The organism is Gordonia sp. L191 (assembly GCF_030077625.1).
Lineage (GTDB): Bacteria > Actinomycetota > Actinomycetes > Mycobacteriales > Mycobacteriaceae > Gordonia > Gordonia polyisoprenivorans_A.
Genome location: NZ_CP125996.1, coordinates 3,348,215 through 3,363,655 on the forward strand (window position 1 = coordinate 3,348,215; position 15,441 = coordinate 3,363,655).

14 protein-coding genes are annotated in these 15,441 nt (G+C 67.3%); 6 read left to right on the forward strand and 8 right to left on the reverse strand.

From position 1 onward, the window contains the following. The first annotated feature begins 524 nt into the window (after positions 1–524). Positions 525–1,814, forward strand: coding sequence for an HNH endonuclease (locus tag QNM97_RS15120; RefSeq protein WP_283819214.1), 1,290 nt, complete (start codon positions 525–527; stop codon positions 1,812–1,814). A 416-nt stretch (positions 1,815–2,230) separates the two neighbouring features. Here QNM97_RS15120 and QNM97_RS15125 read toward each other — a convergent pair whose 3' ends face one another. Next, entirely contained in the window at positions 2,231–2,656 is a 426-nt protein-coding gene (locus QNM97_RS15125; RefSeq protein WP_006367485.1) for a pyridoxamine 5'-phosphate oxidase family protein, read from the reverse strand. An 84-nt stretch (positions 2,657–2,740) separates the two neighbouring features. After that, positions 2,741–4,486 (reverse strand): glycerol-3-phosphate dehydrogenase, encoded by a 1,746-nt coding sequence (glpD, locus tag QNM97_RS15130; protein ID WP_208795666.1) that lies wholly within the window; start codon positions 4,484–4,486, stop codon positions 2,741–2,743. Between the two features lie 114 nt (positions 4,487–4,600). Between glpD and glpK the strand changes: the two genes are divergently transcribed. After that, positions 4,601–6,049 (forward strand): glycerol kinase GlpK, encoded by a 1,449-nt coding sequence (gene glpK / locus QNM97_RS15135; RefSeq protein WP_283823215.1) that lies wholly within the window; start codon positions 4,601–4,603, stop codon positions 6,047–6,049. 19 nt (positions 6,050–6,068) lie between these two features. Here glpK and QNM97_RS15140 read toward each other — a convergent pair whose 3' ends face one another. The 3 genes from QNM97_RS15140 to QNM97_RS15150 all read right to left on the reverse strand — a co-directional run bounded on the left by QNM97_RS15140 (position 6,069) and on the right by QNM97_RS15150 (position 9,455). After that, the gene (locus QNM97_RS15140) at positions 6,069–6,521 is read right to left on the reverse strand and encodes a hypothetical protein (protein ID WP_283819215.1); all 453 of its coding nucleotides are present in this window, start codon (positions 6,519–6,521) and stop codon (positions 6,069–6,071) included. 4 nt (positions 6,522–6,525) lie between these two features. Then, the gene (locus QNM97_RS15145; RefSeq protein WP_283819216.1) at positions 6,526–7,893 is read right to left on the reverse strand and encodes a hypothetical protein; all 1,368 of its coding nucleotides are present in this window, start codon (positions 7,891–7,893) and stop codon (positions 6,526–6,528) included. Positions 7,894–8,051: 158 nt separating this feature from the next. After that, complete coding sequence (locus QNM97_RS15150; protein WP_283819217.1) at positions 8,052–9,455, reverse strand: NAD(P)H-quinone dehydrogenase; 1,404 nt, start codon at positions 9,453–9,455, stop codon at positions 8,052–8,054. 243 nt (positions 9,456–9,698) lie between these two features. Between QNM97_RS15150 and QNM97_RS15155 the strand changes: the two genes are divergently transcribed. Then, positions 9,699–10,181, forward strand: a complete 483-nt coding sequence (locus QNM97_RS15155) for a gamma-glutamylcyclotransferase family protein (protein ID WP_208795662.1) — start codon at positions 9,699–9,701, stop codon at positions 10,179–10,181. Between the two features lie 47 nt (positions 10,182–10,228). Here the strand turns inward: QNM97_RS15155 and QNM97_RS15160 are convergent, their stop codons facing one another. After that, positions 10,229–11,428, reverse strand: a complete 1,200-nt coding sequence (locus QNM97_RS15160) for an amidohydrolase (RefSeq protein ID WP_283819218.1) — start codon at positions 11,426–11,428, stop codon at positions 10,229–10,231. Between the two features lie 67 nt (positions 11,429–11,495). Continuing rightward, the gene (locus QNM97_RS15165) at positions 11,496–12,203 is read right to left on the reverse strand and encodes an enoyl-CoA hydratase/isomerase family protein (RefSeq protein ID WP_208795660.1); all 708 of its coding nucleotides are present in this window, start codon (positions 12,201–12,203) and stop codon (positions 11,496–11,498) included. Between the two features lie 78 nt (positions 12,204–12,281). Between QNM97_RS15165 and QNM97_RS15170 the strand changes: the two genes are divergently transcribed. From QNM97_RS15170 to QNM97_RS15180, 3 genes are all read left to right on the forward strand, one after another. After that, positions 12,282–13,085: a purine-nucleoside phosphorylase gene (locus QNM97_RS15170; RefSeq protein ID WP_283819219.1), complete on the forward strand. Its 804-nt coding sequence runs from the start codon at positions 12,282–12,284 to the stop codon at positions 13,083–13,085. Positions 13,086–13,184: 99 nt separating this feature from the next. After that, entirely contained in the window at positions 13,185–13,856 is a 672-nt protein-coding gene (locus QNM97_RS15175) for a hypothetical protein (protein ID WP_283819220.1), read from the forward strand. A 47-nt stretch (positions 13,857–13,903) separates the two neighbouring features. Further along, positions 13,904–14,683 carry an ABC transporter ATP-binding protein gene (locus QNM97_RS15180; RefSeq protein ID WP_283819221.1) on the forward strand — a complete coding sequence of 260 codons (780 nt, stop codon included), beginning with the start codon at positions 13,904–13,906 and terminating at the stop codon, positions 14,681–14,683. 18 nt (positions 14,684–14,701) lie between these two features. Here QNM97_RS15180 and upp read toward each other — a convergent pair whose 3' ends face one another. Continuing rightward, on the reverse strand, positions 14,702–15,325 hold the full coding sequence (upp, locus tag QNM97_RS15185) for a uracil phosphoribosyltransferase (protein ID WP_283823216.1): 624 nt from the start codon (positions 15,323–15,325) through the stop codon (positions 14,702–14,704). Between the last annotated feature and the right edge of the window lie 116 nt (positions 15,326–15,441).

Genomic DNA, 15,441 nt, shown 5'->3' on the forward strand with positions numbered 1-15,441 from the left:
TCGTACTCCCTGACGTCACTGCGCCGCCCCCCCGATGTCGGTGCGCCCTGTCCCATGTCGACACACCCTCCCCGAACGTCGAACAACCCCCTATCCGATGGTCGAGAACCCCTGCCCCCCAATGCTGAACAATCCGCCCTCACCGATGGCCTAGCAACCCGCCCTACCCGACCGTCGAGAACTCTTCCCCCGATGGTCAAGCACTCCACCCGGCCCGATAGCCGAGAACCCTTCCCCCATGGTCAAGCACTCCACCCGGCCCGACAGCCGAGAACCCTTCCCCCGATGGTCGAGGTGCACGGCGCCCCAGGCGCCGGGCCTCGAGACCCGGCGAGACAACAAGCCCCCCAACCACATCGAAACCGAAACGAGCGAAAGCCGCGCCCCTACCACACCCCACCGACAGAAAATCGGCGCCGAAACACGTTGTCCACAAACAGAATTCACCAAAACACCCCTTGCATCGAACACCCTGGCGAGGTACACTGGACCCCTCACACCGATCAGCCACCGGGGAGGGGCCCATGATCGACACCATTACCATTCTTGACGCGGAATCTGTTGACGCCGAGGCAGTCTTCGCCACCATCGTCACCCAACTCAGCGACCTGCAATGGAATCCGGAGATGACCGGACCCCAAGCTTTCGGCGCGATGAAACAAGTCCTGTTGTTGCGGAACCTGGTTGATCACCACGCCACCACCCTCACCGGCGAACTGGACCGACTGGGCGTCGCCGACCACAAAACCACCCGACTCCGAGAACTGTTGATCAGCATGGGCTTCGCACCCTCGGTCGCAGGTCGGTACGTGCGTATCTCGGCCACCAGCGACATTGATCTGTTGTTGGCGCACGCCGCTGACGGGTCCATCTCGTCGGAACATACCGACGCCATCGTGTGCGGGTTGGCGCACATCGACACCCGGTCCCCCGAACCCATGGACACCGTCCACCGGTGTGAATACCTGCGGAAACTGCTGTCGCACTACTTCGCCGGCTTCACACCCGCCGAGATCAACCTCTACGCACGACAGTTGGGTAACGAGCTCGCCGCGGAAACTCCGGGTGGGTTACCGGCCGCCGAGGACAAGAACATCAACTCCTACACCGACCGCATCACCGACGACGGACGGCTGGAAATCTCGGCGAACCTCGACATCGTCGCCGGGGAAAAGACACGCACGTTGATGGAGACCTTGTCGGCGCCGAAGCCTCAGCCGGATGGGTCGCCGGATCCGCGAACACCCGAACAGATCTGTGCCGCCGCGTTCGAAACGATCGTCGAACTCGCGGCACAAGGTTTGGCGGACACCACCTTCTCAGCGAAACCGACCAACGGCCTGTTGTGGACGTGGTCGGCGGACAACCCGGCACTCGGCGGCGATTTGCAGAACATGGGTGCCATCACCGAAGCCACCGCGAAAATGTTGTCGTGCGACACCACCATCACCAAGATCATCCTCGACCCCAACGGTGTACCGCTCAGTGTTGGTGAAGAGAAACGCTTCTTCACCCCCGGACAACGGAAAGCGTTGTTGGTGCGTGACCGTGGATGTATCAAATGCGGTGCCCACGCCGGACGCTGCCAAGGACACCACGTGCAGCACTGGGCCGATGGTGGTCCCACCGACCTCGACAACGGATGCCTCCTGTGCACCAGCTGCCACGACGATGTGCACCACCACGGCTGGGACATCATCATGGGATTCAACCGACACCCCTGGCTGATCCCACCCGCCACTGTGGATCCGAAACGACGACTGATACCGTCGTATCACCGCCGGACCATGCGACTCGACGACGCAGCAGCCTGATTCCCGCCCCCGGCATCGCCGGGACCGCATCTGATCTTTGAGAACTCCATAGAGACAAACCCCACCCGATGGTCGAGGTGTGGTGCCGCCAGTGGACCGGACTCCCTTCGGCACAAGAGGTCTCGAGGCTCGTCGCTTGCGCTCCTCGGCACCTCGACCACCGGGATGGGACGGCCATCGGACACGACGCCCCGGGATGGGAACGGTCCCCCCGCTGGTCGAGGTGTGAGCCGCGTGCGGCGAGCCTCGAGACCGCTTGCACCGAAGCTGGATTCGGGACACGATGGCCCGGAAACCTATCGGCACAAGGGGTCTCGAGGCTCGTCGCTTGCGCTCCTCGGCACCTCGACCACCGGGATGGGACGGCCATCGGACACGACGCCCCGGGGTGGGAACGGTTCCCCCGATGGTGTGATTCAGACCGGGTAGCGCTCCGGTTCGGGGCCGAATTGGAATCGGCGAGCAGAGATCTCGTCGACCGTGATTTCGACATAGTTGTACTTGATCGTCGGAATCCACGGCTGCAGCGGCAACTCGTCGGCAGCGGCGATTTCGTCACCGCGGGATAGAATTCGTGCCGAGCCCTTCGCGACGACACTCCATCCGGTCGCACCGTCACCATAGAAGTCGGACTCGAAGGCCACGTGGGAATTGACGACGAGCTCCGACAGTTTGGTTCCCTCACCGGTGCGGAAAAGAATGCGTTTCTCGCCGGCGTAGTAGTTCACCGGGAAGATGTCGGGCTGACCCCCGACACTCACCGCAAGACGTCCGACTTCCTTGGAGGCGAGCAATGCCCAGGCCTCGTCGACGGGAAGCTCCTGAACCGGGTTGTCCACCATGACCTCTCCTTTTCCCATAACCCATTGTCCCTCCGCGGCATCACCGGCCACAGGGGCAAAGGTCCCGGCAAAGCAGACGCACCGTCAGTTGTCGGGTACAGGCACCGGTTCGAGAATCTCCTGGCGGGACTCGGGCGCCGCGGCGCGCAACGCATCGGCCGAGGCGTCGTCGGGCTGCTGCTGCGAGGCGATCTCGGCAGCCACCCGCGCGTTGTAGGTCTCCACCTCGAAGGCGATGCGCTCGGCGTCCCAGTCGAGTATCGGCGCGAGGAGTTCGGCGACCTCCTGGGCACAACCGACGCCGCGATGCGAATACTCGATGGCAATCCGCGTACGGCGGGCCAGAACGTCCTCGAGATGCAGTGCCGCCTCGTCGATCGCCGCATAGACGACCTCCACGCGCAGATACTGCGGTGCGGCCGCCAACGGGCGCAGCAGCGAGGGATCAGCATCGGCGTAGTACAGCACGTCGTCGATCAGCGATCCGTACCGATTCAGCAGTCGTCGAACCCGGTAGGGATGCAGGCCGAAACGCTTCCCGAGATGTTCACACTGATTGATGAGCGCAAAGTAGCCATCGGCGCCGAGCAGCGGAACGCGTTCGGTGATCGACGGCGCGACCCGTGTCGGGATGTAGTCGTCACACGCGTCCACCGCGTCGGCAGCCATCACCCGATAGGTCGTGTACTTGCCGCCCGCGATGGAGACCAACCCGGGCGCCACCCGCGCGACCGCGTGCTCCCGCGACAATGTCGACGTCGACTCGTCCTCACCGGCGAGCAGCGGCCGCAGACCCGCATAGACACCTTCGATGTCGTTGTGGGTGAGCTTGGTGACCAGCACTTCGTTGACCCGGTCGATGATGTAGTCGATGTCGGCCCGGGTGGCGGCCGGGTGCGCGAGGTCGAGATTCCAGTCGGTGTCGGTGGTGCCGATGATCCAGTGTGTCTCCCACGGGATGACGAACAGCACCGACTTCTCGGTACGCAAGATGATCGCCGTTTCGCTGACGATCCGGTCCCGGGGAACGACGATGTGGACGCCCTTGGACGCGCGCACCCGGAAGTGCCCGCGCTGATGCGAAAGTGCCTGCACTTCATCGGTCCAGACGCCGGCGGCGTTGATGACGCAGTGCGCACGCACCTCCGCGGTATCGCCGGTCTCACTGTCACGGACACGCACGCCCATCACCCGGTCGGCCTCCCGCAAGAACCCGACCACCTGCGTCGACGTGCGGATCACCGCACCGTAGTTCGCCGCTGTCCGCGCCACCGTGAGACTGTGGCGGGCGTCATCGACCACGGTGTCGTAGTAGCGGATGCCGCCGATCAACGAGTCGCGCTTGAGGGCAGGCGCAACCCGCAGCGCACCCGACCGCGTCACATGTCGTTGTCCCGGAACGGACTTGGCACCACCCATCCGGTCATACAAGAAGATCCCGGCAGCAACATACGGCCGTTCCCACACCCGCCGCGTCAGCGGATACAAGAACGGAAGCGGCTTCACCAGGTGCGGTGCGAGAAGCCGCAACGACAGTTCCCGCTCGGCCAGGGCCTCGCGGACCAGACCGAATTCGAGTTGTTCGAGGTAGCGCAGCCCACCGTGAAACATCTTCGACGACCGGCTCGACGTACCGGAGGCGATGTCGCGGGCCTCGACGAGCGCAACCCGCAATCCCCGGGTCGCCGCATCGAGCGCAGCTCCCACCCCGACGACACCACCGCCGATCACGACGATGTCGAATTGCTCCTCGGATAACCGCCGCCACGCCTCGGCACGGTGCAGCGGGCCCATATCGGCAGGTCGATCGGGATTGAACTCGGAGTTCATAGTCCGTCAGCGTAATTGATCTCGGCGTGGGGCACCGCGTGCGACACTGGCGGCGTGGCCAGCACCTCGGGATATGTCGCATCCATCGACCAGGGCACGACCTCCACACGCGCGATGGTCTTCGACCGCCGCGGCCGGGTCGTGTCCGTCGAGCAACTCGAACACCGCCAGATCTTCCCTCGAGCCGGGTGGGTCGAGCACGATCCCGCGGAGATCTGGCGCAACACGCGACGCGTGGTGGCCGCAGCCTTGGCGTCGGCCGACCTGAATGTCGACGACATCGTCGCCTGCGGGCTGACCAATCAGCGCGAGACGACCGTCGCCTGGGACCGTTCCACCGGCGAGCCGTTGCACAACGCCATCGTCTGGCAGGACACCCGCACCGGCGCGCTGTGTGAGGAACTCGGTGGTGATGCCGGCGTCGACCGATACCGCACCCGCACCGGATTGCCGTTGTCGACCTACTTCGCCGGACCGAAGATGCGCTGGCTCATCGACAACGTCGACGCCGTGGCCGAACGTGCACGCAACGGCGAACTCTGCTTCGGCACAATGGATTCCTGGATCGCGTGGAATATGACCGGCGGACCGGCCGGCGGCCGGCACATCACCGACGTCACCAACGCCTCACGCACCATGCTCATGGACCTCCAATCCCTGACCTGGGACGAGGAAATCTGCGCGGATATGGGCATCCCCGTCGAATCGTTACCCGAGATCCGTAGTTCGTCGGAGGTGTACGGGTCACTGCGCGAACATGGTTCACTGCCGGGCGTGCAGTTCGCGGGTATTCTCGGCGACCAGCAGGCGGCGACCTTCGGGCAGGCATGTCTGTCTCCGGGCGAGGCGAAGAACACCTACGGCACGGGAAACTTCTTGTTGCTCAACACCGGAACGGAGGCGGTGTTCTCCGATCACGGGCTCCTGACGACGGTGTGCTATCGGATCGGCGACGCCGCGCCGCGCTACGCACTCGAGGGTTCGATCGCAGTGACCGGGTCGCTGGTGCAGTGGCTCCGGGACAATCTCGGGCTGTTCAGCGAGGCCGCGGACGTCGAGAAGCTCGCGGCACAAGCCGACGACAACGGCGGCGTCTACTTCGTGCCGGCATTCTCCGGTCTGTTCGCACCCCGCTGGCGGCCCGACGCACGGGGCATCATCACCGGCCTGACCCGCTTCGCCGACAAGCGACATATTGCGCGAGCTGCGCTGGAGGCCAGCGCATTTCAAACTCGAGAGGTCATCGAGGCGATGCAGGCCGATTCCGGGGTGCGGTTGTCGACACTCAAGGTCGACGGCGGAATGGTGGTCAACAACCTGTTGATGCAGTTCCAGGCCGACATCCTCGACGTCCCCGTCATCCGGCCGGTGGTCAACGAAACCACCGCACTCGGTGCCGCCTATGCAGCCGGTCTGGCCGTCGGCTACTGGGACGGCGAGGACGAGATCCGGGAGAACTGGAATGAACACACGCGGTGGAATCCGGCGATGGAAGCCCCTGAGCGCGACCGTCTGTACGGCGAATGGAATCGCGCGGTGGAACACAGCTACGGCCTGGCGTGAGCGTGTCCAACACGGGTGATCAGGCTGCGAACTCGACGAGGACGGCCACCACCCCGGCCGTCCCACCCATCGCCGCGGCCGCCTCGTAGGCGGCTTCGCCGAGCCGTTCGGTATGTCCGGTCGCCGAATCGATCGCAATCGAAAGACAGTGCAGAGCACGCGCTTTGACGAACGAGAGCCGCTGGCCGTCGATGTCGGAAGAACGATGGGCGAAAGCCGCGTCGACCTCATGTCTGGTCATCACCGCGGCGAGCTGTGAGCGCGTCGCGGGCGAGACCCGGCCCTGCTCACGCCATTGCGTCAATACCTCACGCACAACCGGCTCACCACCCAGGTCGACGATGTCGACGACTGTCACCGTCAGCATCCGCAGGCAATCCTCGACGTCGCCCACCCCGACGCGACCGACGAGTTCGGCCACCGCCCCATTACCGAGTCGATCGACGCGTCGCGCCGATCCCGGAACCGCCATCGAGTCAGCGCTCCGGCCGTGATGGCGAATCAGTCGGTGGGACAGCTGAATCCATTTCTTCCGACGACTCCGATCCTCCGGCGACCTCGCCGGGCCGACCGGCCACCGGCGATGCCGAGCCGCGGTCACTGATCGGCAATGCGACGGCCTCGAATCCGGAATCGTCGACGGTCGGCGCAAGCGCCTGCGGAGACCAGTCACCGATCACCGGTGGACCGACCAGCGGCAGCTCACCGACGATCTCGCGCCCGTTCTCGCCGTCGTTGAGGTAATGCGGGGGACGATGTCGGGTGTCGCGTGAACGGGCGCCGCCGGCTGCCCCCGGGCCGGCGCCGGGGCCGGTGGTCGGCCGCATCCCGCCGCCCGGAGATCCTGGTGTCCCGGCACCGGCCGCGCCGGCCCCAGGAGTACCCGCCAAGGTCGGTGGTGGGGCGAAAGCGGTTGGTGGAAGCGAGATCACGCCCTCGGGAAGTCCGGCTCCACCCGCGGTGGCGCCCTCGGAACCACCGGCGGTGCCGCGACCCGTGGCCGGTACCGCCCCTCCCGGCGTGACCGGGCTACCGAGACCGCCTCGGGTCAACGCCGACGGGTTGTTGCCGCCGCCACCGGCTCCCGACGGGCCCGACCCACCGCCACCACCGGTCGTCGATGCCGGGCCGGCTGCGGGAACGGCAGTGGTCGGGGTGTCACCGCCCGTCGGGCCGCCGTCGTCGGGTCCGCCCCCGGGGCCTGCCGGTCCGGTGTCGTCGACGTCGATGAGTGACGCCGACTGCTGGCCCGACGGTCCCGATCCGGATGTCGACGTACCGTCGGCAGAGCTGGAACCACCGCCCACACCTGCGTACGAGTCGGTGCCGATCGGGCCTGCGGGACTGGGCAATGCGGCGGCGGCACCGACAATCGGTCCGCCGTAGGTACCCCGCATGATGCTTCGCACCTGTGAACGGACCGCGGCGGCATCCTCGGGATGATCCTGCAACCGGATCCGGTATGCCTCGAGCAGCGGCTTCTGACCATGCGTCGCGCCGAGGATGCCCGCCGCCTCGGTCATTGCCGCCGCCCTACCGCGCGCGTCGGCAACACTGGCCGACATCTCGCCCCCGAGACGGAGAGCGGCGTCGACCGCACCCCGTGCTGCCTGCCCCATCAGCACCCCGTCGTCGGTGAAGCCGTTCAACAGGGCGTGGGCGATCCCTTCCACTTTCTCGATGGCGACGAGCACCGCGTCGGCGTCACCCTGAGCGGCGCCCTGCTTCATCGAGGAGATGATGGTCAGGATCTCGGTGATCGACATCGACCCCCAGTCGGTGCTGCCGCAGTCCGCCGGACGCTCACCACTGCGCCGGGCATTGCGATCGCCGTCGCCGGTCACCCTGTCTCCCCCAGCATTGTCTCCCCCACCACCTCGTCGGCATCGTGAGCGACCCTACCGGCCCGCGAGCAGCCCAGCAGGACGAATCGGACACCTGTGCATGGATCGGAGCCGATGACGCACGGAGAGCCCGTGGGAGCAGCACCCGTGGGACCAGGTCAGTCCAGGTCGTCGTGACGCACGAGCTGACGGGCCGCCTCGGTCACCGAACCCGACAGCGACGGATACACCGAGAACGTCTGTGCCAGATCGGAAACGGTCAGTTTGTTCTGCACCGCCAGAGCTATCGGCAGGATAAGTTCGGACGCGTTGGGTGCGACCACCACACCGCCGATCACCACGCCGGTGGCGGGCCGGCAAAAGATCTTCACGAAGCCGCGGCGCAGCCCACTCATCTTGGCGCGGGGGTTGGTGGCCAGCGGCAGCATCACCGTGCGCGCCGGATACTCACCGGAATCGATGGCATTCTGCGACACCCCGACGGTGGCGATCTCGGGCCGGGTGAAGATCGCCGAGGCCACGGTCTTGAGTTTGATCGGGCTCACGCCTTCGCCGAGGGCGTGGTACATCGCGATCCGGCCCTGCATGGCCGCGACCGACGCGAGCGGGAACAATCCGGTGCAGTCACCGGCGGCGTAGATGCCGGCCACCGATGTCCGCGAAACGCGGTCGACGGTGATGTAGCCGCCGCGATGGGTCTCGACACCGGCGCGGTCGAGGCCGAGGTCGTTGGTGTTGGGAACCGATCCGACGGTCATCAGTACGTGCGATCCGGTGACGCTGCGGCCGTCGGCGAGGTAGGCGGTCACCGAGTCGCCGGTACGGACGACCTTGTCGGCGCGGGCATGCTTGACCAATTCGACGCCACGTTCGGCGAGTGCCTCCTCGAGCACGAGTGCGGCGTCCTCGTCCTCGTGCGGCAGCACGCGGTCCCGGCTGGAGATCAGCGTCACCTTGACCCCGAGTTCGGTGTAGGCGTGCACGAACTCGGCACCCGTCACACCCGAGCCGATCACGACCAGGTGTTCGGGCAGCGCCTCGAGATCGTAGAGCTGGCGCCAGGTGAGGATGCGTTCGCCGTCGGGCTGCGCGTCGGGCAGCACACGCGGCGAGGCACCCGTCGCGATCAGGACGACGTCGCCCTCGTAGCGCTGGGTGGAGCCGTCGGCGAGGGTGGCGGTAACGGCGTGCGTGGACACCCCGACCTGAGGTCCTTCCAGGGCCGCTGTGCCGGAGACCAGCGTGACGCCCTCACTGATGAGTCGCGATCGGATGTCGGCGGACTGGGCGAACGCCAGATCGCGAACCCGCTGATGGATCGATGGCAGCGTCACCACCGTGTCGTCGGTGCGCAGATTGATACCGAGGTCGACGGCGCGTCGGACCTCGGTGCGAATGCCGGTGGATGCGATGAACGTCTTGGAGGGCACGCAGTCCCACAACACGCAGGCACCGCCGATGCCGTCGGAGTCGATCACGGTGGTGTCGGCGCCGTACGCGGCCGCGGCCAGCGCCGCCTCATAGCCTGCGGGGCCTCCGCCGATGATCACGATCCTCGTCACGTCCATCACTCCTGTCGGGCTGGAAGATACTTATCGACTCCGCTGACCAACCTAGGCCATCGACGATGATTACTCCTGCGCGCCGCTGCCGATTTCTGCGCCGTGGCACGGTCGGCGATCACCGCGTGCATCGTGCAGCGGCGTCCGGCGTAATACGATCGTCGTGGCCGCAGGTGCACCGGTGGCGGCAAATCGATGAGGTCGGGCCCCATCCCGGCGGGAAAGTGCAGGTCAGAGGCGACTATGCCGATCTACGCAGCGTACGGTTCGAACATGGATCCCGAGCAGATGGCGCTGCGCGCCCCGCACTCGCCGATGTCGGGAACCGGATGGCTGCACGGCTGGCGACTGACCTTCGGTGGAGGCGACATCGGGTGGGAAGGATCACTGGCCACCGTCACCGAGGACCGTGACGATCCCGACGCCAAGGTCTTCGTCGTCCTCTACGACGTTCCCACCGAGGACGAGGACAACCTCGACCGGTGGGAGGGCTCCGAACTCGGCATCCACCGCAAGATCCGGGCCCGGGTGAAGACCGCCGACGGCGGTGTCCTGGCATGGATGTACGTCCTCGACGCCTACGAGGGCGGACTGCCCTCGGCCCGCTATCTCGGTGTGATGGCCGACGCCGCCGAGGTGGCCGGCGCACCCGCCGACTACGTGCAGGACCTACGCCTGCGCGAGGCCCGCAACGTCGGGCCCGGTCCGGGCGCCCCCGAAGCCTGAGACACCCAGAAGCCTGATTACAGCCCCAGAGTTCTGATACAACAGCCTCAGATCGGCGCGCCGGGCGATCCGATGAACACCACGCCGGCGAGTGTGCGCACACCGACGTCGAGTGCCCGTTCGTCGATGTCGAAGGTGGACTGGTGCAGGTCGAGCTGCGGCCCGAGACCGTTCCACACGCCGAGGCGTCCCATCGCTCCGGGCACCTGTTCGAGGTACCAGGAAAAGTCCTCGCCGCCCGGCGACTGCGGGGTGTCGGCGACGGCGGTGGGACCGAGCGTGGCCACCGATGCGGCGAGCACCTCGACCGCGAGCGGATCGTTGATCACCGGCGGTACGCCGCGGAAGTATGACAGATCATACAAAACCCGCAGTGGTGCAAGAAGTTCGCCGATCACGCTGCGCACCAGAGGCTCCATGTCGGCCCAGGTACCGTGCTCTCCGGTACGTACGGTTCCGCGCAGCATCCCTTCCTGCGGGATCGCATTGGGGGCGTTGCCGGCATGCGCTGCCCCCCATGCCATCACGGTGCCCGATCGCGGGTCGATCCGCCGCGACAAGATGCCCGGCAGCCCGGTGATGACGGCGCCCATCGCATAGATGAGATCACCGGTCAGATGCGGGCGTGAGGTGTGCCCGCCGGGTGAGCGCAGTTGGAGTTCGATGTGGTCGGCGGCGGAGGTGAGCGCACCCTCGCGAAGTCCGACCGAGCCGACCGGCAGGCGCGGATCGCAATGCAACGCATAGATCCGGCTCACCCCTTCGGTGACTCCGGCGGCCACCGCGTCGAGCGCACCGCCGGGCATCACCTCTTCGGCCGGCTGGAACACCAGCCGGACCCCGACGGGGAGCTCGGGCGCCGAGGCCAGCGCGGCCGCGGTCCCCAGCAGGATCGCGGTGTGTGCGTCGTGACCGCACGAGTGCGACACCCCGTCGACCGTCGAACTGAACGCCAGGCCGGTGTGTTCGGTGATCGGCAACGCGTCCATGTCGGCGCGCAGGGCAATGCGTTGGCCGGTACTCGGCCCCAGATCGCAGACCACGCCGGTACCCAACGGGAGTCGACGCGGGGCCAGGCCGAGCGCGGTCAGCTCGGCCATCACCAGTTCGGTGGTCGCCACCTCCTGCCGGGACAATTCGGGATGGGCGTGGATGTGTCGGCGCCAGCCGACCAGTTGATCGCGGTGGGTGGCCAGCCAGGTGTCGATCACACCGCCGGACGGGTCACCGATCTCGGCCTGCGTCACCACATTTCTCCTTTCATCCACCGGGGAATGCACAGCTGGGCCGGTCGGTCGTCCGGCCGCATCGGGCTCAGAGCAATTCGGGCGGCGTCGGTACCGCGAGATCGGCGAGCAGCGGGCGTCGTAGCCCCCGCTTGATCAGGGTCTGCGTGGGCCCGGCCAGCGGGGCCCGTTGCACGGCGACCTCGACGGCCCGGTTGAGCAGTTCGTCGACGCCGACGGCCTCGTCGACGATGCCGGCGGTGACGGCGTCGTCGGCGCCGTAGCGGCGGGCCGTCAGCATCGCCTCGGTGGCCGTGCGCTCGGGCAACCGCGTGCGCAGCAGCGCTGCCATCCCCCGGGTGAACGGCATGTTGAGGGCAGCTTCGGGGAGCGACCAGTAGCCGCGTTCGGTGCGCATGACCAGGTGGTCGGCACACAGGGCGAGCATTGCGCCCGCTCCGAAGGCGTGTCCGTTGATTGCGGCCACGGTGGGCACCGGCAATGTCAGCACCTTGGTGTAGAGCGCGTGAACCGAATCCAGATAGGCGGGCAACTCCGCGGCGTGCGCGGCGATGTGGTCGGTGTCCAGACCGTTGGTGAAGTACTTTCCGGTGGCGGTGATGACCAGGGCCTTCGCGCCTGCAGCGACGGCGTCGTCGAGCAACGCGCTCGTCTTCTCGATCCATGCGGGGGCAAACCGGTTTTCCGGATTCGTCTCGTCGAGTTCGACCCCCGGGGCGCCGAGGAACAGTTCGGCGACGTCGGCGGCGGTGGGCTCCTCGCTCAGGAATGGCATGAGCAGACCTTATCGCCTGCACACGCACGCTCTCCGGGCGCCGGGCAGGCGCGGATCGGAGGTCATAGGGTGAGGCATATGGATCCCACCCTTGACCCCGACGCCGCCGCGATTGCGGCGGCGGCCACCATCGCCACCGAAACCGATTGTGCCGCGCACGATGTCGCTCTGGTTCTGGGTTCCGGTTGGGCACCGGCCGCCGATGCCTTCGGCACACCGATCGCGACGCTGCCGATGTCGGCGGTGCCGGGTTTCACCTCACCCAAGGCCGCCGGGCACGGCGGGACGATCCGGTCGGTGCACATCGGTGACCGCCGGGTCCTGCTGATGCTCGGACGCATCCACGCCTATGAGGGCCATGACCTCGCGCGCGTCGTCCATCCGGTGCGGACGGCAGCGGCGGCGGGCGCGCACACCATCGTGCTCACCAACGCGGCGGGCGGGTTGCGCGACGGCATGAGGGTCGGCCAGCCGGTTCTGATCTCCGATCACCTGAATCTCACCGCCCGCTCGCCGCTCGTCGGCGCACAGTTCGTCGATCTCGTCGACGCCTACTCACCGAGGCTGCGCGAGGTGGCCCGCGAGGTGGAGCCGACCCTCGCCGACGGCGTCTACGCGGGTCTGCCCGGACCGCACTATGAGACGCCTGCGGAGATCCGCATGCTGCGCACGATGGGCGCCGACCTCGTCGGAATGTCCACCGTGCACGAGACGATTGCCGCGCGCGCCGCCGGACTCGAGGTACTCGGGGTGTCACTGGTGACGAACCTGGCGGCCGGCATCACCGGTGAGCCACTCAACCATGCCGAGGTCCTCGAGGTGGGTCGCGCGTCGGCCGCGCACATGGGTGAGTTGCTGGCGACAGTCGTCGGCAGGCTCTGACCCTGAACAGCCTTGACGTTCGCGCGGGTCACGAATGTCGGGCTTGCCACTGCGGTACCGTTCGCACCAATCGTCGCCGCGCGTCCCAGGGAGGTTCCCATGACCTATCCGCCGGGAGATCCGGGCGGTTATCCACCGGGAGGCGGATACCCCACGCCACCTCCGCAGGGATACGGGCCGGGCTATCCGCCGCCGCGGTCACCGTGGTCGTCGCCGCTGGTGATCGCCGCCATCGTGGTCGGTGTGCTGGTGGTGATCGGCGCGGGGGCCGGCGCGTACTGGCTCACCCGGGGTTCGGACCCCGATGACTCGGCCTCGGCCTCGGCGTCGACGACGGCTGCGAGCGCCTCGACGCAGACCGTCACCAGCACGGTCACCGGCCCCGGGGGCGCCTCGGGTCCGACCGGTGTGTCGACCACGACGACACAGCCACAGGTGCGACCCAACCCCACCGTCTCGGGCGCCGACTGGCAGGGATTCCTGTCCGGACCGCGGTGCAACGCCGCCGACGATCCGGCGATCGTCATCGGCCGCACCAGCCGGTCACAGGTGGTGATCTGTCAGGTCGGCAACCAGACCGGGCGTTGGTATTACAAGGGTCTCGCCGACGGCAACCCCATCGAGATCGGATATCCGCAGATGGTGGGCACCACCTACCTGGCGCGTAACGGCGCCGTGACCTACACTGTCTCGCCGTCGGCGCTGGTCATCTCCGAGAACGGCGCGACGCTGGCCACCGAGCCCATGCTGGAGTACTGGGCGTCGAACTGACGCCCCCCGGGCGCCGGGTTCCTCGGACGAGGTCTACAACTGGACGAATGCCCGCAGTTCTCGACGCCTCCCACATCGATGTCATCCGGAGTTCCCGGGCCCTGCTGCACAATGTCGACCTCGTCGTGCAGCCCGGTGAGCACTGGGCGCTGCTCGGCCCCAACGGCGCGGGCAAGTCGACGCTGATGGCGATCCTCGGGGCCCGCGCGCACCCGACCACCGGGGTCGTGCACGTGCTCGGCAAACGCCTGGGTCGCGTCGACATGCGCGAATTACGCACCCACATCGGACATGCCGATCCGCGCGGGCGTATCGACGTGCCGATCTCGGCGCACGATGTGGTCCTGACCGGGCTGACCAACACGCCCGAACTGGACCGACGCCACGACTACACCGTCGACGAACATGCGCGCGCCGACGATCTGCTGGAGATGCTGGGGATGAGCGAGCGCCGGGATTCGTTGTGGCCGGTCATGAGTCAGGGCGAACGTGGTCGCACGCTGATCGCGCGGGCGCTGATGCCGCGTCCGGCGTTGCTGCTGCTCGACGAACCGGCCACCGGCCTCGATCTCGCAGCCCGCGAGAAACTGCTGACGGCGATCGATCGGCTGCGCGCCGACGTCGCCGATCTCGCCAGCGTGCTGGTCACCCATCACCTCGAGGATCTCCCCGCGAGCACCACGCACGCGATGCTGCTGCGCGACGGAGAGGTCGTCGCCGCGGGCACCGTGGAGGCGACCCTGACGTCGGCGACGATCAGCACCTGTTTCGATCACCCGGTGACGGTGCGCCGCCACCGGGGCCGGTGGTCGGCGGTGGCCGCATGAGTCCTGCGCGGGTCGCGCTCAGCGTGGACCGAACTGGCGGTCGCCGGCGTCGCCGAGGCCCGGCACGATGTAGGACGCCTCGTTGAGACCGTCGTCGACGGCCCCCACCACCAGGCGCACCGGATGGCCCGATTTCTCCAGCGCCGCAGCACCTTCGGGTGCGGCCACCACACACAACACGGTGATGTCGGTGGCGTTGCGCGCAACCAGCAGTTCGATGGTGTGCAACATCGACCCGCCGGTCGCCAGCATCGGGTCGAGCACGAACACCGGCTGACCGGCGAGATCGTCGGGCAGCGATTCGAGGTAGGGCACCGGTTTGGCGGTCGCCTCGTCGCGGGCCACGCCGACGAATCCGACGAGCGCCTCGGGCACCATCGCATGCGCCTGCTCGACCATACCCAGGCCTGCCCGCAACACCGGAACGAGCAACGGCGGCTTGGCAAGTCGCGAGCCGGGGCACGTGGTGATGGGTGTCTGGATGGTCACCTGCTCGCTCGGCGCATCCGCCAGCGCCTCGTACACGAGCATCTGCGTCAGGTCCGACAGCGCAGCCCGGAAGGCCGCGTTGTCGGTGCCCTTGTCGCGCATCGTCGTCAGTCGCGCGGCGGCCAGTGGATGATCGACGACGTGCACGGGCATCGATCGCCCGGACCGGAGATCGTCGGGCTGGGGGTGTTCGGGCTGGGGGTGAACCGGCATGGGGAAACCATAGTGGGCGGCGAGTGCTGCGGCCTCGTGACCGGACTCATCGGGCC

Coding starts and splice junctions, on each gene's coding strand:
- QNM97_RS15120 (WP_283819214.1), top strand. CDS start 525: ATGATCGACACCATTACCATTCTTGACGCGGAATCTGTTGACGCCGAG.
- QNM97_RS15155 (WP_208795662.1), top strand. CDS start 9,699: ATGCCGATCTACGCAGCGTACGGTTCGAACATGGATCCCGAGCAGATG.
- upp (WP_283823216.1), bottom strand. CDS start 15,325: ATGCCCGTGCACGTCGTCGATCATCCACTGGCCGCCGCGCGACTGACG.
- glpK (WP_283823215.1), top strand. CDS start 4,601: ATGGTCTTCGACCGCCGCGGCCGGGTCGTGTCCGTCGAGCAACTCGAA.
- QNM97_RS15125 (WP_006367485.1), bottom strand. CDS start 2,656: ATGGTGGACAACCCGGTTCAGGAGCTTCCCGTCGACGAGGCCTGGGCA.
- QNM97_RS15180 (WP_283819221.1), top strand. CDS start 13,904: ATGCCCGCAGTTCTCGACGCCTCCCACATCGATGTCATCCGGAGTTCC.
- QNM97_RS15170 (WP_283819219.1), top strand. CDS start 12,282: ATGGATCCCACCCTTGACCCCGACGCCGCCGCGATTGCGGCGGCGGCC.
- QNM97_RS15165 (WP_208795660.1), bottom strand. CDS start 12,203: ATGCCATTCCTGAGCGAGGAGCCCACCGCCGCCGACGTCGCCGAACTG.
- QNM97_RS15140 (WP_283819215.1), bottom strand. CDS start 6,521: ATGGCGGTTCCGGGATCGGCGCGACGCGTCGATCGACTCGGTAATGGG.
- glpD (WP_208795666.1), bottom strand. CDS start 4,486: ATGAACTCCGAGTTCAATCCCGATCGACCTGCCGATATGGGCCCGCTG.
- QNM97_RS15175 (WP_283819220.1), top strand. CDS start 13,185: ATGACCTATCCGCCGGGAGATCCGGGCGGTTATCCACCGGGAGGCGGA.